The organism is Herbaspirillum sp. 3R11 (genome assembly GCF_004563925.1).
GTDB lineage: Bacteria > Pseudomonadota > Gammaproteobacteria > Burkholderiales > Burkholderiaceae_D > Herbaspirillum.
In genome coordinates this window covers 718,522-739,945 of sequence record NZ_SPNJ01000002.1, presented here as the reverse complement: position 1 = coordinate 739,945, position 21,424 = coordinate 718,522, and the positions used below count along the sequence as shown (strand labels likewise).

Sequence of the window (21,424 nt, the reverse complement as noted above, 5' to 3'; positions counted from 1 at the left end):
CATGGAACACCAGACTTCCTCCGCAACGACATCCTCGCCACCACCGAGCTACTGGGACAAGACGCGTCGCCTGACCATGACGCTGCTGGGCCTGTGGTTCGTGATCACGTTCGGCGCGGTGTTTTTTGCGCGCGAGCTGGACCGCGTCAACCTGTTCGGCTGGCCGCTGTCGTTCTACATGGCGGCGCAGGGCATCATGCTGGTCTATCTGGCGATCGTGGTGGTCTATACGATCCGGATGGGCCGTGCGGAACGACAACTACAACAAACCGGCGAGCACACGCATGGAGAGTGACAAGAGTTTTTTCTGGCGACTGACGCGCTACTACTCGTGGTACACGGTCGGCTTCATCCTGTTCCTGCTGGTATTGGCGGTGCTGGAGCACGAAGGCATGCCGCGCGCCTGGATCGGCTACCTGTTCATGTTCGTGACGATCGCGCTGTACGCCGGCATCGGCGTAGTCAGCCGCACCTCCGATGTGCCGGAATATTATGTCGCCGGACGACGCGTGCCGGCGCTGTTCAACGGCATGGCAACGGCGGCCGACTGGATCTCGGCGGCGACCTTCATCAGCCTGGCCGGCGGCCTCTACCTGCAAGGCTTCGACGGCCTCGCCTACATCATGGGCTGGACCGGCGGCTATTGCCTGGTGGCGCTGCTGATCGCGCCTTACCTGCGCAAGTTCGGCCAATACACCATCCCCGATTTCCTGGCCGAACGCTATCCGGGCCGCTACAGCGGCAACCTGGTGCGCATCCTCGCCGTGATCGCCACCATCATCATTTCGTTCACCTATGTGGTGGCGCAGATCTATGGCGTCGGGCTGATCACCTCGCGCTTCACCGGCATTGATTTTTCGATCGGCATCTTCCTCGGGCTGGCCAGCATCCTGGTGTGCTCCTTCCTCGGCGGCATGCGCGCGATCACCTGGACCCAGGTGGCGCAATACATCATCATCCTGTTCGCCTACCTGATCCCGGTGATCTGGTTGTCGGCCAAGCACACCAGCGTACCGGTGCCGCAGGTTGCCTACGGTTCGGTGCTGCCGAAACTGAACGCCGCCGAAAAACGCATCGCCGACGATCCCAAGGAAAAGGAAGTCAGCGCGATCTTCCAGGCGCGCGCCGACGACTACGAAAAGAAGCTGCACAGCCTGCCGCGTTCATGGGAAGAAGGCCGCATCGACGCCCAGCATCACATCGAAGAGGTCAAACGCAACAGCCATGCCTCGCTGGCCGACATCAAGAGCGCCAGCCGCGCACTGACGGCCTATCCCAAGAGCGCCGAAGAAGCAGAACGCAAGTGGACCGACGCCAAGGCCTACAACATCGCGCGCGCGCAACCGCCGGTGTCGCAGACCGAACCCTTCCCCGGCAAGGACGAGGACGCGGCCAACATCAAGCGCAACAACTTCCTGGCGCTGGTGTTTTGCCTAATGGTCGGCACCGCGGCGTTGCCGCACATCCTGATGCGCTACTACACCACGCCGTCGGTGCACGAGGCGCGCAAGTCGGTGTTCTGGACGCTATTTTTCATCATGCTGATCTACATCACGGTGCCGGCGCTGGCGATCCTGGTGAAGTACGACATCTACACCTCGCTGGTCGGCAGCAACTATGCGCACCTGCCCGATTGGGTCTACTACTGGGCCAACATCGACAAGGTCAATCCGCTGGTCAGCATCACCGATCTCAATCACGACAACGTGGTGCAACTCGGCGAGATTGCACTCGACGGCGACATCATCGTGCTGGCCACGCCGGAGATTGCCGGCCTGCCTTATTTCATTTCGGGACTGGTGGCGGCCGGCGGCCTGGCGGCGGCGCTATCGACTGCCGACGGCCTGCTGCTGACCATTTCCAACGCGCTGTCGCATGACGTGTATTACAAGGTGATCGATCCGGCCGCCTCGACGCAAAAGCGCGTGACGATTTCCAAGTTGCTGCTGCTGGTGGTGGCCTTGCTGGCCGCGTACGCGGCGTCGCTCAAACCGGGCGACATCCTGTCGATGGTGGGGGTGGCGTTTTCACTGGCGGCGTCGACGCTGTTCCCGGCACTGGTGTTCGGGATCTTCTGGAAGCGCGCCAATCAGCCTGGCGCCGTCGCCGGCATCGTCGCCGGCTTCGTGATGTGCGTGTACTACATGCTGACCACGCATCCGGCCTTTGGCGGCAATGCGGCGAACCAGTGGTTCCACATTGCGCCGATTTCAGCCGGGCTGTTCGGCGTGCCGGTGGGCATCGCCGCGCTGGTGATCGTCAGTTTACTGACGCCGCCGCCTGACGAACGCACCCTTGCGCTGATCGATCACATCCGCACACCGTAGTCGTCGAAATTCGTCAACGGGCGAACGGCAGTCCCGGCACTTCCTGCGCCGGCATCACCGTCACGGCTACCTGCATGGTCTGCTGGCCGCCGCCGATCAGCACGCCGCGCAAGGGCGAGATGTCGAGGAAATCGCGACCCCAGCCCAGCGTGATGTGGCTGATGTCGGGGAAGATGCCGTTGGTCGGATCGGCATCGATCCAGCAATCCGGCTCGCCGTCCTGGCCCGGACAATACACCGACACCCAGGCATGCGATGCGTCAGCGCCGATCAGGCGCAACTGGCCCGGCGGCGGCTCCGTCAGCAGATAGCCGCTGACGTAACGCGCCGACAAACCCAGCGAACGCAAACAGGACAGCATGAAATGCGCATAGTCCTGGCAGACGCCGCGCTTGCTGACGAATACGTCGGTCACCGGCGTCGACACCGTGGTCGCCTCCGGATCAAAGGTGAATTCATTGAAGATGCGTTTCATCAGCGCCTCGACGCCATGCAGCAAGGGCAATCCTGGCGTGAAGCATTCCGCGGCATAGCGTGCGAACTCGCGCTTGATCCTGACGTGCGAAGACTCGAACAGGAAGCGCGAGGCTTCCAGCATGTCGGCCGACAGGCTGCGCCCGGCGTGATACGACAGCGCCTCGGCGACCTGCTCCCAGGGCGGTGTCGCCGCCGGCAGCTGGCGTGATGAAATCTCTACCCACGACTCAGCGTAGACATCGAGGCTGGCGTGATCCTGATCCAGCGAGAACGACTGCAGCGCGTTGCCGAAGCTGTCTGTGTACAGATTGATCAGGTTCGTCGGCCCCGGCAGGATATTGATGAAATGAGAGGTGCAGGTCTGCCACGGCAGCGAGCGCGGCGTCAGGCGCAACACCTGATGCGACAGCCGCACCGGCGCCGCATATTGGTAGTTGGTCTCGTGCACGATGTGGTAAGTAGCGTCGCTCATCGTCATACTCCCTGGCTGACCGGTGCGCTGAGCGGCGTGAAGAAATGCCGCGACAGATCATCGGTCAATGAGAAGCCTGCGCCGCGCGCTTCGCGCATCAGTTGGATCAGGCGTTCGCCGGCGGCTTCCGAAGTCGCCGCATCACGCGCGAAATCGGGCAGCGCAAAACTGTTGAGCTGCTCGCTCAGGTGCGCCGGGATATTCATGCTGAGGATGCCGAGCTGCTGCGCGATGTCGGTCAGGTAGTGTTGCAGCATGCGGAACTGGTAAGCGATGCTGTGCGGATTGCTGACGTCGAACACCAGCAGGTGCAGCACCTGCAGCCACTCCGGCGTACGCCGGTAACGCACGCGATACGTGACGATGCTGCTCGACGATTCCAGCAGCCAGGTCAGCGCCGCGTTCTGGCGCGCCGGTTCGAGTTGCATGAACTGATCGAACAAGGCTGCCAGGTGCACCATGCGTTCAATGTGGCGGCCGATCATCAGGAACTGCCAGCCTTCATCGCGCGTCATGTCGTCCAGCGCATGGCCGGCCAGGCCGGAGCAAGCCTGGACGACGTTGTTGAGGACGTGCAGCATGGCGGTCGGCGAGTTGATTTTTTCCTGCACCATCGGCGGCATGCGATTGAGCGCGTGCCAGTTGTCCAGCGACAGATGCTCGCGCACCTGGTAACCGGAATGATGCAGGTGACGCACGTGCGTGGAGATGCTGACCGTGGCGCTGGGGTCCGCGATCGCCGCCTGCAAGCTCTGTTGCAGGGCGGTGATGGTGGGATGGGCTTGCTCCGATTTGGGCATCAGGATGCCGAGGCGGATACAAATCTCGCTGACACTGCGCAGGATCACACGGTTGTCGGATTGCGGTTCGATCGTGCATTGCAGGGTCGTGCGCAACAGGCGTGCGAGATTGTCGGTGCGTTCGGCGTAGCGGCCCATCCAGAACAGGTTTTCGCCGGCATGCGAGGAGACGTCGACGGTGGTGCGAATCAGTTCCGACGTGCGCGACACCGGATCGGTCATCGCACCGGGGCCAACGGCGACGCTGGTCTCAGCGGCGGCCATGGCGCTGGCGACGCCGGCGGCATCGTCCGCGTCAGTCTTTTCACCGAGCACCCAGACGTCCTTGCTGGTGCCGCCCTGCTGCATCGACACAACGTCGCGGCGCTGGCGCGGGGCCACGCGCGTGAGGCCGCCCGGCATTACGTGATAGCCGCCCTCGCCGTCGGCGGCGGCGAACACGCGCAGGCTGACGGTGCGGTTGGTCAGGTGATACTCGCCGCTGCGCGACAGCACCGGCGCTTGCGACAAGCGCACCCATTCTTGCGCAACGTAAGCGTGCGGCTGCAATTGCAGGCTTTCGACCAGGCGGCGGCGCGCCGTGGCATTGAGCGTATGGCCGAACACCGGCTGCATGCGCATCGACGGGAAGGCCGGCATGATCACCAGTTCTTCCAAATGTGCCAGCGTGTATTCCAGCGCCGGTTTTTCACCGCACCACCATGACGCCACGGCCGGCAAAGCGAGTTCTTCGCCGAGCAGACGCTGGCTGATCGCCGGCAGGAAACCGTGCAGCGCAGTCGACTCCAGCACGCCGCTGCCGAGCGCATTGGCGATCAACACGTTGCCGGAGCGCGCTGCCTGGGTCAGGCCGGGAATGCCGAGCGCGGAGTCCGAGCGCAATTCAAGCGGATCGCAGTAGTCATCGTCAAGGCGGCGCATGATCGCATGCACGCGGCGCAGGCCGGTCAGCGTCTTCAGGTAGACCATGTCGCCGCGCACAGTGAGATCCACGCCTTCGACCAGCGGGAAGCCCAGCGTATGCGCCAGGAAGGCGTGTTCGGAATAGGTTTCGTTGTACGGTCCCGGCGTCAGCAGCACCACCATCGGCGGTTCGCTGCTCTTGGGCGCGAGCCGCGTCAAGCATTGATGCAGCGCGTGGAAATAATTCAGCAGCGGCTGCACGTGCATGTCGCGCATCGCTTCGGGCAAGGCGCGCGTCATGATCTGACGGTTCTGCAAGGCGTAGCCGGTGCCCGAAGGTCCTTGGGTACGATCGGCGATCACCCACCAGTTGCCGTCGGCCGAGCGTGCCAGGTCGATGGCGTACAGATGCAGATGCACGCCGCCCGGCGGACGCACATCGCGGCACGGCCACAGATAGCCGTGCTGGCCGAACACCAGCGCCGGCGGCAACAGGCCTTCAGCCAGCAAGTGCTGTTCGCCGTAGAGATCGTCGAGCACAGCGTTGAGCAGACGCGCACGTTGCGCCACGGCGGACGAGAGTTGCTGCCATTCGTCGGCGGCGACGATCTGCGGCAGCAGGTCCAGTTCCCACGGACGGCTGACGCCTTGCGGGTCGGCATAGACGTTGTAGGTCATGCCGTCGGAGGCGATGGCGTCGCGCACTTCGTCGGCGCGGCGGCGCATCATCTCGGGCGAAAGATTTTCCAGCTGATCGATCAGCGTGCGCCAATGCGGTCGCAAGCGACCGTCGGCAGCCAGCATCTCGTCGTAACGATCGGCGTCGGCGGTGTAGCTTTGCAGGAGGCGCTGATACATAGATTTTCGAGGGCGCCGTTGCCGCAATCACCCATGATGGCGATGATCTGCGGCAACGGCAGAACTGCCTGCGTTATTAATTAGTAATGTCGCAAGTCTAACGTAAATGGGAACTCGATTGATGGTCGCGCAGCGCTTACTTCCATCTTTCCCGGCGTGTGGTTGAGACGCAGATAACGCGTCAGACGCCGGCTTTCCGCTTCGAAGGCATTCACCGGGAAGGTCTCGTAGCCGCGTCCGCCCGGATGCACCACGTGATACTGGCATCCGCCCAGGCTGCGGCCGTTCCAGGTATCGACCAGGTCGAAGGTCAGCGGCGAATCGATGCCGATGGTCGGATGCAGCGCCGACGGCGGCTGCCAGGCGCGGTAACGCACGCCGGTGACGAACTCGCCGACCACGCCGGTCGGTTGCAGCGGCACCGCGACGCCGTTGCAGGTCAGCACATAGCGGTCCTTGGCCATGCCGTTGACCTTGACCTCAAGCCGCTCTACCGACGAATCGACATAGCGCGCGGTGCCGGTCGAGCTGCCCTCTTCGCCCAGGACGTGCCATGGCTCCAGCGCGGTGCGCAATTCCAGTTGCATGCCCTTGACCGCAAAGTCACCGATCTTGGGGAAGCGGAACTCGAAATGCGGCGCAAACCACTCGGCCTGCATCGGATAACCGGCTTCCTGCATGTCGTCCATGATGTCGTTGAAATCCTGCCAGATGAAATGCGGCAACAGGAAACGATCGTGCAACTCGGTGCCCCAGCGCACCAGGCGCTGCGGCTTGTACGGCGTCTTCCAGAAACGCGCCACCAGCGCGCGCAGCAACAACTGCTGGGTCAGGCTCATGCGCGCATGCGGCGGCATTTCAAAGGCGCGCAATTCCAGCAGGCCGAGGCGGCCGGTGGCGCTGTCGGGCGAATACAGCTTGTCGATGCAGAACTCGGCGCGGTGGGTGTTGCCGGTGACGTCAATCAACAAATTGCGCAGCAGACGGTCGACCAGCCACGGCGCACAACCGCCCTGGGCAATCTGCTTTTCCATTTCGGCGAAAGCCAGTTCGATTTCCACGGTGGAATCGTTGCGCGCTTCATCGATGCGCGGCGCCTGCGAAGTCGGGCCGATGAACATGCCAGAGAACAGATAGGACAGCGACGGATGGTTGTGCCAGTAGCTGATCAGGCTGCGCAGCAGATCGGGCCGGCGCAGGAACGGCGAATCCGCCGTCGTGGCGCCGCCCATCACCATGTGATTGCCGCCGCCGGTGCCCGAATGATGGCCGTCGAGCATGAACTTCTCGGTGGTCAGGCGCGACTCGCGGCCGGCTTCGTACAGGTGCGTGGTCTGGTCGACCAGCTCGCGCCAGTTGTAGGCCGGCTGGATGTTGACTTCGATCACGCCCGGGTCCGGCGTGACGCTGAACTTGCGCACGCGCGGATCGTTCGGCGGCTCGTAGCCTTCCATCAGGACCGGCTGTCCGAGTTCTTCGGCGGTGGCTTCGATGGCCGCGACCAGTTCCAGATAATTTTCGAGCTCGGCCAGCGGCGGCATGAACAGGTACAGCACGCCGTTGCGCACTTCGGCGCACAGCGCGGTGCGGGTGATCCAGTCGGCCGACTGGAACAGCGCCGGCGCGCCGCCTGCGACGGCTGGTACGCCTGGCACGCCCTTGCCCGGTCCAGTCACCGGACTGCCGCGACGCGTGCTGAAGTGATTCGGCTGAAACGCCACCGACGTCGCGCCGGTGAGCGCAGGCCGCTGAACAAATTTCAGACGCACATCGTTCGCCGGCGTCAGCGGACTGAACTGCTGCGTCGGATCGGCTGCATGCACGTAGGGATAGTCGGTCGACTTGACCCACGGCTGCGAATCCAGCGGCAGGCGATAGCCCAGCGGCGAATCGCCCGGATACAGGTAGCAGCGCTCGCTGCGCAGGAACCAGTCGCCGCTTTGCCAGCCGAGGTCGTCAGGACGGCGCGCCACCGGCAGCACGTGGCCGGCGACCTTGTCGAGGCCTTGCGAAAAGACCCGCATGAGACGCGCACGCTCCTGCTTGTCGTCGAGCTTGGAATCGAAAGGATCGACGTTGCCCGGCAGGCGGCGCTCGCGCCACATGTAGTAGAACACGTCCTCATAGGCCGGGAAGATGTGCTTGCCGTCGAGCGCCAGGCGTTCAGCCACGCCCTTGAGGAAGCGTTCCGGAATGTCGTCGTCCTTGACGTTGGGTACGGTCTCGTCGCCGATCAGATCGCGGTTATGCCAGATCGGCTGGCCGTCGCGACGCCAATAGCAGTTGAGCGCCCAGCGCGGCAACTGCTCGCCCGGATACCACTTGCCCTGGCCGAAATGCGGCAGGCCCTGCACCGCGTATTTTTCGCGCATGCGGTGGTACAGGTCGGCCGCGAGCGGCTTCTTGGTGGCGCCCAGTGCGGCAGTAGCCCATTCAGGTTCGTCGGGATAATCGAGCGACACGAAGGTCGGCTCGCCGCCCATGGTCAGGCGCACGTCGAGCGCTTCGAGGTCGTCGTCGATGGCGTGGCCGAGTTCTTCGATCTCGCTCCATTGCGCTTCGGTGTAAGGCTTGGTGACGCGCGGCGCTTCCCAGAAGCGCGACACGCTCATCGAATGTTCGAATTCCACTTCGCAGGGATCGACCATGCCGCTGACCGGCGCCGCCGAAGATGGCTCGGGCGTGCACGACAACGGGATATGGCCTTCGCCGGCGAACAGGCCCGAGGTCGGATCGAGGCCGACCCAGCCGGCGCCCGGCAGATAGACTTCGCACCAGGCATGCAGGTCGGTGAAGTCGGCTTCCGGTCCGGACGGGCCGTCGAGCGACTTCTGGTCGGCGGTGAGCTGGATCAGGTAGCCGGAGACGAAGCGCGACGCCAGGCCGAGGTGGCGCAGCACCTGCACCAGCAGCCAGGACGAATCGCGGCAGGAACCGGAACCGATCTCGAGCGTCTCTTCCGGCGTCTGCACGCCCGGCTCCATGCGGATGGTGTAGGCGACCGCGTCGGCCAGCTTCTGGTTCAACGCAACCAGGAAGTCGGCGCTGTTCATCTTCTCGCGCGAAATGCCGTCGATGAATTTCTGGAAGCGCGGTGTCAGCGGCAGCGTCTTGCGATACGGCGACAACTCGTTAACCAGCTCCTCGGCGTACTTGAACGGAATCTGTTCGGCATACGGCTCAAGGAAAAAGTCGAAAGGATTGATGACCGACATTTCGGCCACCAGATCGACTTCAATGCGGAATTCTTCGGTCTTCTCGGGAAACACCAGCCGCGCCATGTAGTTGGCCTGCGGGTCCTGCTGCCAGTTGATGTAATGCGGTTCGGGAAGAATGCGCAGCGAATAGCTCAGGATCCGCGTACGGCAATGCGGCGCCGGGCGCAGGCGCACGATTTGGGGTCCCAGATTGATAGCACGGTCATAACGGTACGACGTGACATGGTTCAGCGCCACATGAATTGACATGAAGATCCTTTACTACAAACAAGTTGAGCTGATGGACTGCTGTGATGGACTGCTGTGATGTCCTATTGTTGCTTGGGTTGCACCAGATCAGGAAACGTTCACCTGTGGTGCATATTAATGAAATCCCTCAGGCGTGGATAGATTTCATTTTCCCAGCGGCGCCCGTTGAAGACGCCATAGTGGCCCACCGCCGTCTGCACATGGTGCAGTCGCATGTACGGGCGGATGCTGCTGCACATATCCTGTGCAGCGACAGTCTGGCCGACGGCGCAGATGTCATCCTTCTCACCTTCCACGGTGAACAGTGCGGTGCGCCGGATCGCCTTGAGGTTGACCGGACGCCCCTGGAATTGCAGCAAACCCAGCGGCAAGGCGTGTTCCTGGAACACCACCCGCACCGTTTCCAGGTAAAACTCGGCCGGCAGGTCCGACATGGCGAAGTATTCTTCGTAGAACACCTTGATCGCTTCGGCCTTGTCGTGCTCGTCTTCGATCAGGTAGGTGTACAGGTTGCGGAAGGCGTCGACGTGGCGGTTGAGGTTCATGTTCATGAACGCCGCCAGCTGCATGAAACCCGGGTAGACCTTGCGGCCGCCGCCGGGATGGCGCGCCGGCACCGTGCTGACCAGATTCTTCTCGAACCATTCGATCGGCTTGCTCTTGGCCAGCTCGTTGACCGTGGTCGGATTGACGCGTGTGTCGAGCGGCCCGGCCATCAGCGTCATGGTGCGCGGCTGGGCCGGATCCTCGCCTTCGGCCATCACGGCGGCGGCGGTGATGGCCGCCACGGTCGGCTGGCATACCGCCACGAGATGTGCGCCGGGGCCGATGACCTGCAGGAAACGGATCAGGTGACCGACGTATTCGTCGAGGCCGAAGCGGCCATGCTCCAGCGCAATGTCGCGCGCATTGTGCCAGTCGGTGATGTAGACGTCATGGTCGCGCAGCAGGGTCTTGACGGTGCCGCGCAGCAGCGTCGCAAAGTGGCCCGACATGGGCGCCACCAGCAACACCGCCGGTTGTTCGGCCGCTGTTTCCTTGCGGAAACGCAAGAGCGTGCAAAACGGTGTGCGGTCGATGACCTCTTCACGCACCGCAACGGTGCGCCCGCCGTCCAGAACGCTATCGATAGCGAAAGGAGGACGTACATGCGTCAATTGCGTGCGTGCAAATACCTCGTAGGCTGCGGCCATTTTGCGCAGCATGGGACTGGACGGCAAACCCGGCCAGGTATGCCCCAGGAACGGCGCTGCCGCCCGGGCCGAAGCGCGCAGCGGATCGGTGGCGTCGACGTATTGCTGGTAGGCCTGGTAAATATTTGTCATATACAACCCACTCCCTCGGTTTCACCAGTATCTCCTTCGATGCAATATGCATGCCATTGACCTTCGGTGGCGTATGAACCCGGCATTGCATCCGCAGTGTCGCTGGCACGCCCTTTGCAAGTAGAGGACTCGCAACATCTGCAGGCCGGGAAATAGCGGTCTGCCCGTACGGACGCGTCCACGCAAACCGCGCGTCAACTTATCGACGCGCCAAAGTCAAAAGCACCCATACACATAAAGGACTGACATGCCTAAAACGACTTTGCGCATCACCAGCAAGAACTACTCTTCCTGGTCCATGCGTGGCTGGCTGCTCGCAAAATTTGCCGGGTTGCCGTTTCAGGAAGACATCGTGTCGCCGGACGACCCCGATGCGCGCGCAGAAATCCTGCTGCTGTCGTCATCGATCCTGGTGCCCAGCCTCAAGCATGGCGATATCTTTGTCTGGGATACGCTGGCGATCGCCGAATATCTCAACGAAATCCGCCCGGCCGCCAAGCTGCTGCCGGCCGACCAGGCGGCTCGCGCACATTGCCGCGCGATCTGCGGCGAGATGCATTCCGGCTTCAGCGCCCTGCGCTCGGCGCTGCCGATGAACCTCAAGGCGCACTTCCCCAATTTCAAAGTCTGGTCGCGCGCGCAGGCCGACATCCAGCGCATCACCACCGTCTGGAAGGACTGCCTGGCCACCTACGGCGGACCTTACCTGTTCGGCGAGCGCACCATGGCCGACGCCATGTATGCGCCGGTGATCACGCGCTTCATCACCTATGACGTCAAGCTGGAACCGATCTGCGCGGCTTACAGCAAGCGCATCATGGCGATGCCGGAGATGAAGGAATGGATCGCCGCCGCACAGAAGGAACCCGAGGATATCGACGAACTGGACGTGGAATTCTAAGAAAAGCGAAGAGTGGATCAGGAGACGCAAGCCAAGGTATTTCATCAGCCAACCGAATGCGGCCCGCCGCAGAAAGGACCAGTGTCATGAATACGATAGCCGAAACAAAGCCGACCGCCCTGAATGTGTTCTCCCACGTCAGCGAGGGCGACACGCAGTATGAACAAGGCGGCCTGCGCGACTTCTTCCTGTACCGCGACCTCGGCATCGCCGCTGCCACCGGCGGCCAGGTCATCGCCCAACTGGTCAAGGCCAATATGGCGCCGGAAGCCGGCACCGGCTGGCACCGGCACGAAGCGAATTTTCATATCGTCATCATGCTCAAGGGCTGGGCGCGCTTCATGTACGAAGATCAGGTCACGCTGGTGAAAACCGGCGATTGCGTGCACCAGCGACCGGGCATCGTGCACTTCCTGTTCGACTACTCGCCGGACATGGAGTACCTTGAAATCGTCAGCCCGGCCGACTTCACCACCATCGACATGCCCGCACCGGCCGCCGTTCCTGCGCCGACGCCGTGGGCCTGAATCAGGAGGAACAAATCATTTTCAATCCGCATCAACAAACCGGATCAGCCATCGCTGGCGCAATTGAGGACCAGAACCGCATGCAATTTTCGCTGTCCAAAAGCGGAAATGGCGTGATAGTCTGTGCCTACCTCCACCAGCGATGAGGATGCCGGCAACTACCAATGAACAAATAATATTCGCCCAGTCTCAAGCTAAAGCCTCAAGCTAAAATCCCCTCGCATCAGCACCAGAAAACGAAGCAAATTTATGGCAAATTTTTTCGATGAGATGTACTCCGACGGCACCGTTTCTGTCCGCAAGCATTACGATGAATTCGCGGCGTGGCTGTCTTCCCAAACCGCTGAGACGATTGTCCGCAAACGCGCAGAGTCCGACCTGATTTTCCGTCGCGTCGGCATCACCTTCGCGGTCTACGGCAACGATGCAGGCACGGAACGGCTGATCCCCTTCGACATCATTCCGCGCATCATTCATGCCGCCGAATGGGCCAAACTGGAAGCGGGCCTGGTGCAGCGTGTCAAAGCGCTCAACATGTTCATCCATGACATTTATCACGGCCAGAAGATCATCAAGGCCGGCGTCATCCCGGCTGAGCAGATCCTGAAGAACGCGCAATACCGTCCCGAGATGCAGGACGTCGACGTCGCCTCCGACATCTACGCCCACATCGCCGGCGTCGATATCGTGCGCGCCGGCGAGGGTGAGTTCTATGTGCTCGAAGATAACTTGCGCGTACCGTCCGGCGTGTCCTACATGCTGGAAAACCGCAAGATGATGATGCGCCTGTTCCCCGAACTGTTCACCCGTCACAAGATCGCGCCGGTCGATCACTACCCCGACATGCTGCTCGACAATCTGCGCTCGGTCGCGCCGGTCGGCGTGGTCGATCCGACCGTGGTGGTAATGACGCCGGGCATGTACAACTCGGCGTATTTCGAACATGCATTCTTGGCGCAGCAAATGGGCGTTGAACTGGTCGAGGGACAGGACTTGTTCGTCAAGGACAATACCGTCTACATGCGCACCACGCGCGGACCGAAACGCGTCGACGTGATCTATCGCCGCATCGACGACGACTACCTTGATCCGCTGGCGTTCCGCGCTGACTCCTCGCTGGGTGTGCCGGGCCTGCTGGCCGCCTATCGCGCCGGCAAGGTCACGCTGACCAACGCCATCGGCACCGGCGTCGCCGACGACAAGTCGATCTATCCCTACGTGCCGGACATGATCAAGTTCTACCTGTCCGAAGAGCCCATCCTCAACAACGTCCCGACCTACCAGTGCCGCAAGAAGGAAGATCTTTCCTATACGCTGGCCAATCTAGACAAGCTGGTGGTCAAGGAAGTGCACGGCGCCGGCGGTTACGGCATGCTGGTCGGCCCGGCGTCGACCAAACAGGAGATCGAGGATTTCCGCCAGCGCGTGATCGCCAAGCCGGACGGCTACATCGCCCAGCCGACACTCGCGCTGTCCGTTTGCCCGACCTATGTCGACTCCGGCATCGCGCCGCGCCATCTCGATTTGCGTCCCTTCGTGTTGTCCGGCAAGACCGTCTCGATGGTCAAGGGCGGCCTCACGCGCGTGGCGCTCAAGGAAGGCTCGCTGGTGGTGAATTCGTCGCAAGGCGGCGGCACCAAGGACACCTGGATTCTGGAGAAATAAATCATGTTGAGCCGCACCGCTGACCACCTGTTCTGGATGGCGCGCTATACCGAACGCGCCGAAAATACCGCCCGCATGCTCGACGTGCACGTGCAGACCGCCCTGCTGCCGCAATCAACCGACGACGCCGAGCAAGGCTGGCGCGCACTGCTCGGGATTTCGGAGCTGCAGTATGGCTATAACAAGAAGTACGATGCGTTGACGCAAAAAGACGTCATCGACTTCATGGTGCGCGACCCCAGCAATTCGTCGTCGATCGCGTCCTGCCTCAAGCAGGCGCGCGAGAACGCCCGTGCAGTGCGCGGCGCGCTGACCACCGAAGCCTGGGAAATCCAGAACGCCACCTGGATCAAGATGCAGGGCTACCTGCAGACCAATGCGCTGGAGCAGAATCCGAGCGATTTCTTTGAATGGGTCAAGCATCGTTCGCATCTGTCGCGCGGCGTCACCATCGGCACCATGCTCAAGGATGAAGCCTTCCACTTCATCCGCCTCGGCACCTTCCTCGAGCGCGCCGACAACACCGCGCGCATCATCGACGTCAAATTCCACGGCGCCAAGGAAACTGTCAAGCCGGGCCAAAGCCAGCAGCAAGGCCTGCTGAGCAAGGAAACAAAAGGCCAGGACAGCCAGATCGACTTCTATTACTGGGCGGCGATCCTGCGCTCGGTGTCGGGTTTCGAGATTTACCGCAAGGTCTATCGCGACGTCATCACGCCCGAACGCGTTGCCGAATTGCTGATCCTGCGCGCCGACATGCCGCGTTCACTGGCGGCCTGCATGGACCATGTGCTGAGCAACCTGAAACACGTGCGCAACGATGTCTCGGCCGATACCGAACGTTTTGCCGGCAAGTTGGACGCCGACCTCAAGTTCAGCCGCATTGAAGAAGTCTTCGACGCCGGCCTGCACGATTACCTGACGGTGTTTCTGGAACGCATCTTTGAGCTCGGCAACCGCATCAGCAAGGATTTTCTTGTTCCTTTGGCAGCATAAATCGTAAAAAATTAATTATTTGCCAAGCTGACGGTTAAGAATTGTCTGGAATTTGCCGATAATGTGTCAGGTCCACGACATTTGGGCCCCGCCCGCACTCAGTGCCGGCGGGGCTTCCTGTAAAATCCGGCTTTTACATTTTTAGCTCACATCATGACTTATTGCGTCGCCATGCGCCTGAACGAAGGCCTGGTCTTTTTATCCGACTCGAGGACCAATGCGGGCGTCGATCATATCGGCACGTTCCGCAAGATGAACGTCTACGAGAATCCGGGCGAGCGCGTCATGGTCATGATGACGGCAGGCAATCTTTCGATTTCTCAGTCGATCCGCCAGATCTTGTCCGAGAAGACCAATGCCGAAGGCCACACCATCTGGACCGCGACCACGATGTACGAAGCCGCGCAGATCCTCGGCGACGCCATCCGCACCGTGCATCAGCGCGATGCGGAAGAACTGGCCAAGTTCGGCATCGACTTCAATGTGAGCATCATCTTCGGCGGCCAGATCAAGGGCGAGCGCTGCCGTCTGTTCCAGATGTATTCGGCCGGCAATTTCATTGAGTCACACGACGAGAACACCTATTTCCAGATCGGCGAAGCCAAGTACGGCAAACCGATCATCGACCGCGTCGTCACGCCCCACACCTCGCTGGACGAAGCTGCCAAGTGTGCGCTGATCTCGATGGACTCGACATTGAAGTCCAACATCTCGGTCGGCCTGCCGCTGGATCTGCTGGTCTACAACAGCAACGACCTGGCGGTGACGCGTTTTGTCACCATCGATGAACACAATCAATACTTCCAGATGATCCGTCGCAGCTGGGGCGCGCAACTGAAGCGCGTGTTCGAAGCGATCGACGATCCGGTCTGGGATGCGGCTCCTGAAGCGACGCTCAATGTGCTGTCGTCATCGGTCGACCACAGCCAGCCGGTGCGCGTGCAGCCGCCGGAAGCGGTGGCGCGCGATGTACCGCCGGTCACCCGGCAGACGCTGGCCGGCGACGGCGAAGCGGATGTGGCGCAACAACCGAACTGATTGCGCGTCCGGATCGCCCAAACAAAAACGGCTGCAATTGCTTGCAGCCGTTTTTTATTGCCCGGCGTCAACCGGGCACGCAATCGATGAGACTTAGGCCACGATAGTCTGTGCTTCACCTTCGGCGCGAGCGCGAATTTCGCCGATGCGGAAGACGGTCTCGCCGGCCGCCTTCAGTTGTGCTTCAGCGGCGTCGGCGTTTTCTTTCGACACAATCACAGTCATGCCGATGCCGCAGTTGAAGACGCGGTGCATTTCGGCGTCAGCCACGCCGCCATGCTGCTGCAGCCAGGTGAACAGCGGCGGCATGGTCCAGGCCTTGCTGTCCAGCACGGCAGTCAGGTTGTCCTGCAGAACGCGCGGGATGTTTTCGACCAGGCCGCCGCCGGTGATATGGACCATGCCCTTGACTTCCATCGATTCCATCAGCGCCAGCAACGGCTTGACGTAGATGCGGGTCGGTTCGAGCAGCACGTCGGCCAGCTTGCGGCCGTGGAAGTCGGCGTTCAGGTCAGGCTTGGCGACTTCCAGGATCTTGCGCACCAGCGAGTAACCGTTGGAGTGCGCGCCCGACGAGGCCAAGCCCAGCACGACGTCGCCCGGGATGATCTTGGTGCCGTCGATCAGCTTGGACTTTTCGACCGCGCCGACGGCGAAGCCGGCCAGGTCGTATTCGCCGTCCGGATACATGCTCGGCATTTCAGCGGTTTCGCCGCCGATCAGCGCACAACCGGCTTGTTCGCAGCCCTTGGCGATGCCCTTGATGACATCGGTGGCGCTGGCCACGTCAAGCTTGCCGCAGGCAAAGTAATCGAGGAAGAACAATGGCTCAGCGCCTTGCACCAGGATGTCGTTGACGCTCATGGCGACCAGGTCGATGCCGACCGTGTCATGTCGGTTCAGGTGAAAAGCCAGTTTCAGCTTGGTGCCGACACCGTCGGTGCCGGACACCAGCACCGGCTCCTTGAATTTCTTGCTGATTTCAAACAACGCGCCGAAACCGCCGATGCCGCCCAGCACGCCTTCGCGGGTCGTACGCTTGGCAAACGGCTTGATAGCCTCGACTAAAGCGTCGCCCGCATCGATGTCGACGCCCGCGTCGCGGTAGGAGAGGGAAACATTGGATGATGAAGTCATGATGATATTGGCACTGGAGGCGGTAAAATAGAGGAGTATCTGCGGCAACAAGGCCGCTGAAACCTGAAGTAAACCGTGATTTTAACAAACCGATTCATCTAAAGCCCTATTTCCATGCCTTTTTCTTTAACGGATGAGCAAAAACAAAGCTTGTTGTGGCTCACCTTAGGGCTGTTGTTGGTAGGCCTCCTGATCTTGCTGGGGCCGATGCTGACCCCGTTCGTGACCGCCGCCATCCTGGCCTACGCCCTCAATCCGGGCGTCGACTGGCTGGCGCGCCGCCGCATCGGGCCGTTTTTGCTGCCGCGCCTGGTGGCGGTGCTGATCGTCGTCATGCTGCTGGTGCTGGCCGGACTGGCGCTGGTCCTGATCGTCGTGCCGGTGCTGGTGAAGGAAATTCCGCTGCTGCAACAGCAGATTCCGAACTTCCTCGACAAGCTCAACGCCAAGGTGGCGCCGCGCCTGAGCGAATTCGGCATCCACGTGCGCCTCGACATTACCGGCATCAAGCGCATCCTGACCCAGCAGCTGGCCACCAGCGGCGATGAAATCTGGGCCTCGGTGCTGGCCTCAGCCAAGATCGGCGGCACCGCGCTGCTGACCTGGGCTGCCAACCTGCTGTTCATTCCGATGGTGCTGTTCTATCTGTTGCAAGACTGGCATCCCTTCATCAAGCGCCTGCGCGGCATGATCCCGCGCCGCTGGGTCGGCAAGATCAGCGCCATGACCGAAGAAGTCGACGACCTGCTGGCGCAATACCTGCGCGGCCAATTGCTGGTCATGTTGATTCTGGCGACCTATTATTCAGTTGCGCTGGCGATTGCCGGCTTCGACATCGCCTTGCCGGTCGGCATCCTGACCGGCCTGCTGGTGTTCATCCCGTACGTCGGCTTCGGCCTCGGCCTGGTGCTGGCGCTGATCGCCGCCGTGCTGCAATTCACCGGTCTGTACGGCCTGGTTGCCGTGGCCATCATCTACGGCATCGGCCAGGTGCTGGAAAGCTTCATCCTGACGCCGCAACTGGTGGGCGAACGCATCGGCCTGCATCCGCTGATGGTGATCTTCGCGCTGCTGGCGTTCGGTCAGTTGTTCGGTTTTGTCGGCGTGCTGGTGGCCCTGCCCGCCTCGGCGATCATGTCGGTGGTGGTGCGCCACCTGCGCCAGCATTACCTGAACAGCAGTTTCTACAATAGCGAGACATGAGACAACTTCTGCTGGATTTGAGCGCGCAGCAGCCGCCGACTTTCGATACGTTTGTGACAGGCCAGAATGCAGAATTGCTGCAACGCCTGCAAGACATCGCCGCGGCGCACGCGCAACCACCGCTGAACGACCGCTTCATCTATCTCTGGGGCGAAACCGGCGCGGGTAAAACGCATCTGTTGCATTCCTTGGCGCAAAAAATCCCGACCGGCTCCCGGCTGATTCCCGCCGACGCCGACGACAGCGCCTTCGACTACGATCCGGCCGTCCAGTGCTATCTGCTGGACGACTGCGAGCAATTGCCGCCGGCGTCGCAGATCGCCGCCTTTGCCCTGTTCAACCAGATCCGCGAACTGGGCGGTTATCTGGTCAGCGCAGGCGCACAACCGCCGGCGCAGCTGCAGGTGCGCGAAGACTTGCGCACGCGTCTCGGTTGGGGCCTGATCTATCAGGTGCACGGCCTCACCGACGACGAAAAGATCGCCGCACTGACACAATCGGCGCAGGCGCGCGGCATGACCGTATCGCCCGCGATCCTGTCTTACCTGCTCACCCATTACCGGCGCGACATGCCTTCGCTGTCGCGCATGCTCGACGCGCTCGACCGCTATTCACTCGAAACCAAGCGCCCCATTACCCTGCCGCTGCTACGCGACCTTCTTCAACAGGAAGCTGAAAACGAAACGCCATGAATCTCGCCTTATTTGACCTCGACCACACGCTGATCCCGATCGACTCCGACCATGAGTGGGGCGAGTTCCTGGCCCGCACCGGCGCCATCGACGCCGCCGCTTTCCGCAAGGCCAACGATGAATGGTTCGCGCATTACCAGGCCGGTACGCTGGACCCGGTGAAGTATCTCGAGTTCGCCTTCGGCACGCTGTCCAAATTCCCGCGCGCCCAGCTGGACGCCTGGCATGTGCAGTTCATGGACGAAGTCATCAAGCCGGCCATGGTCCCCGCCGCCATCGCGCTGGTGCAAAAGCACCTCGATGCCGGTGACCTGGTCGCCATCATCACCGCCACCAACAGCTTCGTCACCGAACCGATCGCCAAGCTGTTCAAGGTGCATCACCTGATCGCCGCCCTGCCGGAGTTCGATGCCGAAGGCAACATCACCGGTCGGCTGGTGGGCACACCGACCTTCGGCCCCGGCAAGATCGTGCACACCCAGGCCTGGCTGCAAGAGCAAGGCAAGAGCATCGCCGATTTCCCGCAAAGCCATTTCTACAGCGATTCCCAAAACGACATCCCGCTGTTGGCCGCCGTCACTCACCCGGTCGCCACCAATCCGAACGACAAGCTCAAGGCGCACGCGATAGCCCAAGGCTGGCCCATCCTGAATCTCTTCGACGCCCACGCGCAATGATCAAAAAATTCATCCGCTCCTTCCTGGGCAAGAAAAAAGAGCTCGACACCACCGAGCCCACCGTACTCAGCCAGAAGCAGCACGGCATCGATCTACAGCTGGTCTCGCCGAACGCGATCCGCGTCACGCAGACCTTGCAGGAGGCCGGCTTCAAGGCCTTCATCGTCGGCGGCGCGGTGCGCGACCTGCTGCTGTCGGTCAAGCCCAAGGACTTTGACGTCGCCACCAATGCCACGCCTGAAGAGATCAAGCAATTGTTCCGGCGCGCCTTCATCATCGGCCGCCGCTTCCAGATCGTGCATGTGATGTTCGGCCAGGACCTGATCGAAGTCACCACCTTCCGCGGCAGCTCCGCCGACGCTGCGCCCAAGGATGAACACGGTCGCGTCCTGCGCGACAACACCTTCGGCGAACAGCATGAAGATGCGGTGCGCCGCGACTTCACCATCAACGCCATGTATTACGATCCGGCGGCGCAAACGGTGCTCGATTACCACGGCGGCATCGCCGACATCCGCGCCAAGACCTTGCGCATCATCGGCGTGCCGGAAGCACGCTATCGCGAAGACCCGGTGCGCATGCTGCGCGTGGTGCGCTTCGCCGCCAAGCTCAAGTTCAGCATCGACGCCGCCACCAGCGCGCCGATTCCGGTCATGGCGCCGCTCATCAACAACGTGCCCGCCGCGCGCGTGTTCGATGAAATGCTCAAGCTGCTCATGAGCGGCCACGCACTGGCCTGCCTGCAACAGCTGCGCAAGGAAGGCCTGCATCACGGCCTGCTGCCGCTGCTCGACGTGGTGCTGGAACAACCGCTCGGCGAAAAATTCGTCACGCTGGCGCTGGCCAATACCGATGCGCGCATCAAGCAGGGCAAGCCGGTCTCGCCGGGCTTCCTGTTCGCTTCGCTGCTGTGGCATCAGGTGCTTGAGAAATGGCGCGCCTACCAGGCTTCCGGCGAGTACCCGATCCCGGCGCTGCACCTGGCTGCCGACGACGTCCTCAACGCACAGACCGAGAAGCTCGCCCTGCAGCGCAAGATCGCTTCCGACATGCGCGACATCTGGGCCATGCAGCCGCGCTTCGAACGCCGCACCGGCAAGGCGCCATATAAATTGCTGGAACATCTGCGCCTGCGCGCCGGTTACGACTTCCTGCTGCTGCGTTGCGCCTCCGGCGAAATCGATGCAGAGCTGGGCGACTGGTGGACCGACTTCATGGAAGCCGACGGCTCGGGCCGCGAATCGCTGCTGGCGCGCAAGCCGACCACAAGCAGCAGTGCGGGCGGCGCTGCCGGCGCAAACTCTGGCCCCGGCGCCGGGGCCAACTCAGGCCCTGCCCCGGCAGCCCGCAAACGCAAGCGCCGCGGCGGCCGCAATCGCAGCAAGAGCGGTGGCGGCGAAGGTGGTGAAAGCGGTGGCGGCAGTTCCTCGTCTGACGGCGAGGCATGACGCTTGCGGTGACGGCATTGGCGGCGCGCACCTTCATCGGTATCGGCGGCAATCTGGGCGACGCCCGCGCCACGGTGGAAGATGCGTTGCGACGCCTGGCGCTGTTGCCCGATACAACGCTCAGCGCACAATCGCGCCTGTACCGCACTGCACCGGTTGACGCCGGCGGCGACGACTACGTCAATGCCGTCGCCCAGCTTGACACCACGCTCACGCCGCAGGCATTGCTCGCAGCCTTGCAAGCCATCGAACTGGCGCACGGACGCGAACGCCCCTACCGCAATGCGCCGCGCACCCTCGATCTCGACATCCTGTTGTACGATCAATTGCAGCTTGCGGATGACGTGCTGACGCTGCCGCATCCGCGCATGGCGCAGCGGGCATTCGTGTTGATTCCCTTGTTGGAAATTGCGCCGGACACCTTCATTCCAGGCATCGGTGCGGCCCGTGACTTGCTCACGCAAGTGCGGGATCAGGCGATCGACTTACTGACCTGAACGGACCACCGCGC

Annotated in this window: 17 protein-coding genes; 12 read left to right on the top strand and 5 right to left on the bottom strand. The window is 61.9% G+C overall.

Translation table 11 applies throughout. The annotated features are described in order from the left end of the window. The first annotated feature begins 1 nt into the window (after position 1). Together E4P32_RS11650 and E4P32_RS11645 are read left to right on the top strand one after the other, a co-directional pair. Entirely contained in the window at positions 2-295 is a 294-nt protein-coding gene (locus E4P32_RS11650) for a DUF4212 domain-containing protein (RefSeq protein WP_116434052.1), read from the top strand. Beyond that, positions 285-2,327 carry a sodium:solute symporter family protein gene (locus tag E4P32_RS11645; protein ID WP_116434053.1) on the top strand — a complete coding sequence of 681 codons (2,043 nt, stop codon included), beginning with the start codon at positions 285-287 and terminating at the stop codon, positions 2,325-2,327. Before E4P32_RS11650 ends, E4P32_RS11645 begins: the two co-directional genes overlap by 11 nt. Positions 2,328-2,340: 13 nt before the next feature. On the opposite strand, the gene E4P32_RS11640 is transcribed toward E4P32_RS11645, so the two are convergent. The 4 genes from E4P32_RS11640 to phaZ all read right to left on the bottom strand — a co-directional run bounded on the left by E4P32_RS11640 (position 2,341) and on the right by phaZ (position 10,629). Further along, the gene (locus E4P32_RS11640; RefSeq protein ID WP_116434054.1) at positions 2,341-3,282 is read right to left on the bottom strand and encodes a transglutaminase family protein; all 942 of its coding nucleotides are present in this window, start codon (positions 3,280-3,282) and stop codon (positions 2,341-2,343) included. Continuing rightward, entirely contained in the window at positions 3,279-5,837 is a 2,559-nt protein-coding gene (locus E4P32_RS11635) for a circularly permuted type 2 ATP-grasp protein (protein ID WP_116434055.1), read from the bottom strand. Before E4P32_RS11635 ends, E4P32_RS11640 begins: the two co-directional genes overlap by 4 nt. A gap of 80 nt (positions 5,838-5,917) precedes the next feature. Beyond that, positions 5,918-9,304, bottom strand: a complete 3,387-nt coding sequence (locus E4P32_RS11630) for a transglutaminase family protein (protein WP_116434056.1) — start codon at positions 9,302-9,304, stop codon at positions 5,918-5,920. A gap of 98 nt (positions 9,305-9,402) precedes the next feature. Continuing rightward, positions 9,403-10,629, bottom strand: a complete 1,227-nt coding sequence (phaZ, locus tag E4P32_RS11625) for a polyhydroxyalkanoate depolymerase (RefSeq protein WP_116434057.1) — start codon at positions 10,627-10,629, stop codon at positions 9,403-9,405. A gap of 247 nt (positions 10,630-10,876) precedes the next feature. Between phaZ and E4P32_RS11620 the strand changes: the two genes are divergently transcribed. From E4P32_RS11620 to E4P32_RS11600, 5 genes are all read left to right on the top strand, one after another. Then, positions 10,877-11,530, top strand: a complete 654-nt coding sequence (locus E4P32_RS11620; protein ID WP_116434058.1) for a glutathione S-transferase family protein — start codon at positions 10,877-10,879, stop codon at positions 11,528-11,530. 86 nt (positions 11,531-11,616) lie between these two features. Further along, positions 11,617-12,057 carry a cupin domain-containing protein gene (locus E4P32_RS11615; protein ID WP_116434059.1) on the top strand — a complete coding sequence of 147 codons (441 nt, stop codon included), beginning with the start codon at positions 11,617-11,619 and terminating at the stop codon, positions 12,055-12,057. A 249-nt stretch (positions 12,058-12,306) separates the two neighbouring features. Then, the gene (locus tag E4P32_RS11610; RefSeq protein WP_116434060.1) at positions 12,307-13,722 is read left to right on the top strand and encodes a circularly permuted type 2 ATP-grasp protein; all 1,416 of its coding nucleotides are present in this window, start codon (positions 12,307-12,309) and stop codon (positions 13,720-13,722) included. A 3-nt stretch (positions 13,723-13,725) separates the two neighbouring features. Next, positions 13,726-14,718, top strand: coding sequence for an alpha-E domain-containing protein (locus tag E4P32_RS11605; RefSeq protein ID WP_116434061.1), 993 nt, complete (start codon positions 13,726-13,728; stop codon positions 14,716-14,718). Between the two features lie 153 nt (positions 14,719-14,871). After that, on the top strand, positions 14,872-15,756 hold the full coding sequence (locus E4P32_RS11600) for a proteasome-type protease (protein WP_116434062.1): 885 nt from the start codon (positions 14,872-14,874) through the stop codon (positions 15,754-15,756). A gap of 93 nt (positions 15,757-15,849) precedes the next feature. On the opposite strand, the gene purM is transcribed toward E4P32_RS11600, so the two are convergent. After that, positions 15,850-16,893 carry a phosphoribosylformylglycinamidine cyclo-ligase gene (purM, locus tag E4P32_RS11595; RefSeq protein WP_116434618.1) on the bottom strand — a complete coding sequence of 348 codons (1,044 nt, stop codon included), beginning with the start codon at positions 16,891-16,893 and terminating at the stop codon, positions 15,850-15,852. Between the two features lie 114 nt (positions 16,894-17,007). Here purM and E4P32_RS11590 point away from each other — a divergent pair, with 114 nt between their 5' ends. From E4P32_RS11590 to folK, 5 genes are read left to right on the top strand one after another with little or no spacing between them, the layout of a single operon-like run. Beyond that, on the top strand, positions 17,008-18,096 hold the full coding sequence (locus E4P32_RS11590) for an AI-2E family transporter (RefSeq protein WP_116434063.1): 1,089 nt from the start codon (positions 17,008-17,010) through the stop codon (positions 18,094-18,096). Then, positions 18,093-18,788: a DnaA regulatory inactivator Hda gene (gene hda, locus E4P32_RS11585; RefSeq protein ID WP_116434064.1), complete on the top strand. Its 696-nt coding sequence runs from the start codon at positions 18,093-18,095 to the stop codon at positions 18,786-18,788. Before E4P32_RS11590 ends, hda begins: the two co-directional genes overlap by 4 nt. Further along, entirely contained in the window at positions 18,785-19,465 is a 681-nt protein-coding gene (locus tag E4P32_RS11580; RefSeq protein WP_116434065.1) for an HAD family hydrolase, read from the top strand. The genes hda and E4P32_RS11580 overlap by 4 nt, the downstream gene beginning before the upstream one ends. Next, positions 19,462-20,913, top strand: a complete 1,452-nt coding sequence (gene pcnB, locus E4P32_RS11575; RefSeq protein ID WP_116434066.1) for a polynucleotide adenylyltransferase PcnB — start codon at positions 19,462-19,464, stop codon at positions 20,911-20,913. Before E4P32_RS11580 ends, pcnB begins: the two co-directional genes overlap by 4 nt. Beyond that, complete coding sequence (gene folK, locus E4P32_RS11570) at positions 20,910-21,410, top strand: 2-amino-4-hydroxy-6-hydroxymethyldihydropteridine diphosphokinase (protein ID WP_116434067.1); 501 nt, start codon at positions 20,910-20,912, stop codon at positions 21,408-21,410. Before pcnB ends, folK begins: the two co-directional genes overlap by 4 nt. The last annotated feature ends 14 nt before the right edge of the window (positions 21,411-21,424 follow it).

Excerpts from the sequence above, each read along its gene's own strand:
- E4P32_RS11650 (WP_116434052.1), top strand. The coding sequence starts at position 2 with ATGGAACACCAGACTTCCTCCGCAACGACATCCTCGCCACCACCGAGC.
- E4P32_RS11645 (WP_116434053.1), top strand. The coding sequence starts at position 285 with ATGGAGAGTGACAAGAGTTTTTTCTGGCGACTGACGCGCTACTACTCG.
- E4P32_RS11640 (WP_116434054.1), bottom strand. The coding sequence starts at position 3,282 with ATGACGATGAGCGACGCTACTTACCACATCGTGCACGAGACCAACTAC.
- E4P32_RS11635 (WP_116434055.1), bottom strand. The coding sequence starts at position 5,837 with ATGTATCAGCGCCTCCTGCAAAGCTACACCGCCGACGCCGATCGTTAC.
- E4P32_RS11630 (WP_116434056.1), bottom strand. The coding sequence starts at position 9,304 with ATGTCAATTCATGTGGCGCTGAACCATGTCACGTCGTACCGTTATGAC.
- phaZ (WP_116434057.1), bottom strand. The coding sequence starts at position 10,629 with ATGACAAATATTTACCAGGCCTACCAGCAATACGTCGACGCCACCGAT.
- E4P32_RS11620 (WP_116434058.1), top strand. The coding sequence starts at position 10,877 with ATGCCTAAAACGACTTTGCGCATCACCAGCAAGAACTACTCTTCCTGG.
- E4P32_RS11615 (WP_116434059.1), top strand. The coding sequence starts at position 11,617 with ATGAATACGATAGCCGAAACAAAGCCGACCGCCCTGAATGTGTTCTCC.
- E4P32_RS11610 (WP_116434060.1), top strand. The coding sequence starts at position 12,307 with ATGGCAAATTTTTTCGATGAGATGTACTCCGACGGCACCGTTTCTGTC.
- E4P32_RS11605 (WP_116434061.1), top strand. The coding sequence starts at position 13,726 with ATGTTGAGCCGCACCGCTGACCACCTGTTCTGGATGGCGCGCTATACC.
- E4P32_RS11600 (WP_116434062.1), top strand. The coding sequence starts at position 14,872 with ATGACTTATTGCGTCGCCATGCGCCTGAACGAAGGCCTGGTCTTTTTA.
- purM (WP_116434618.1), bottom strand. The coding sequence starts at position 16,893 with ATGACTTCATCATCCAATGTTTCCCTCTCCTACCGCGACGCGGGCGTC.
- E4P32_RS11590 (WP_116434063.1), top strand. The coding sequence starts at position 17,008 with ATGCCTTTTTCTTTAACGGATGAGCAAAAACAAAGCTTGTTGTGGCTC.
- hda (WP_116434064.1), top strand. The coding sequence starts at position 18,093 with ATGAGACAACTTCTGCTGGATTTGAGCGCGCAGCAGCCGCCGACTTTC.
- E4P32_RS11580 (WP_116434065.1), top strand. The coding sequence starts at position 18,785 with ATGAATCTCGCCTTATTTGACCTCGACCACACGCTGATCCCGATCGAC.
- pcnB (WP_116434066.1), top strand. The coding sequence starts at position 19,462 with ATGATCAAAAAATTCATCCGCTCCTTCCTGGGCAAGAAAAAAGAGCTC.
- folK (WP_116434067.1), top strand. The coding sequence starts at position 20,910 with ATGACGCTTGCGGTGACGGCATTGGCGGCGCGCACCTTCATCGGTATC.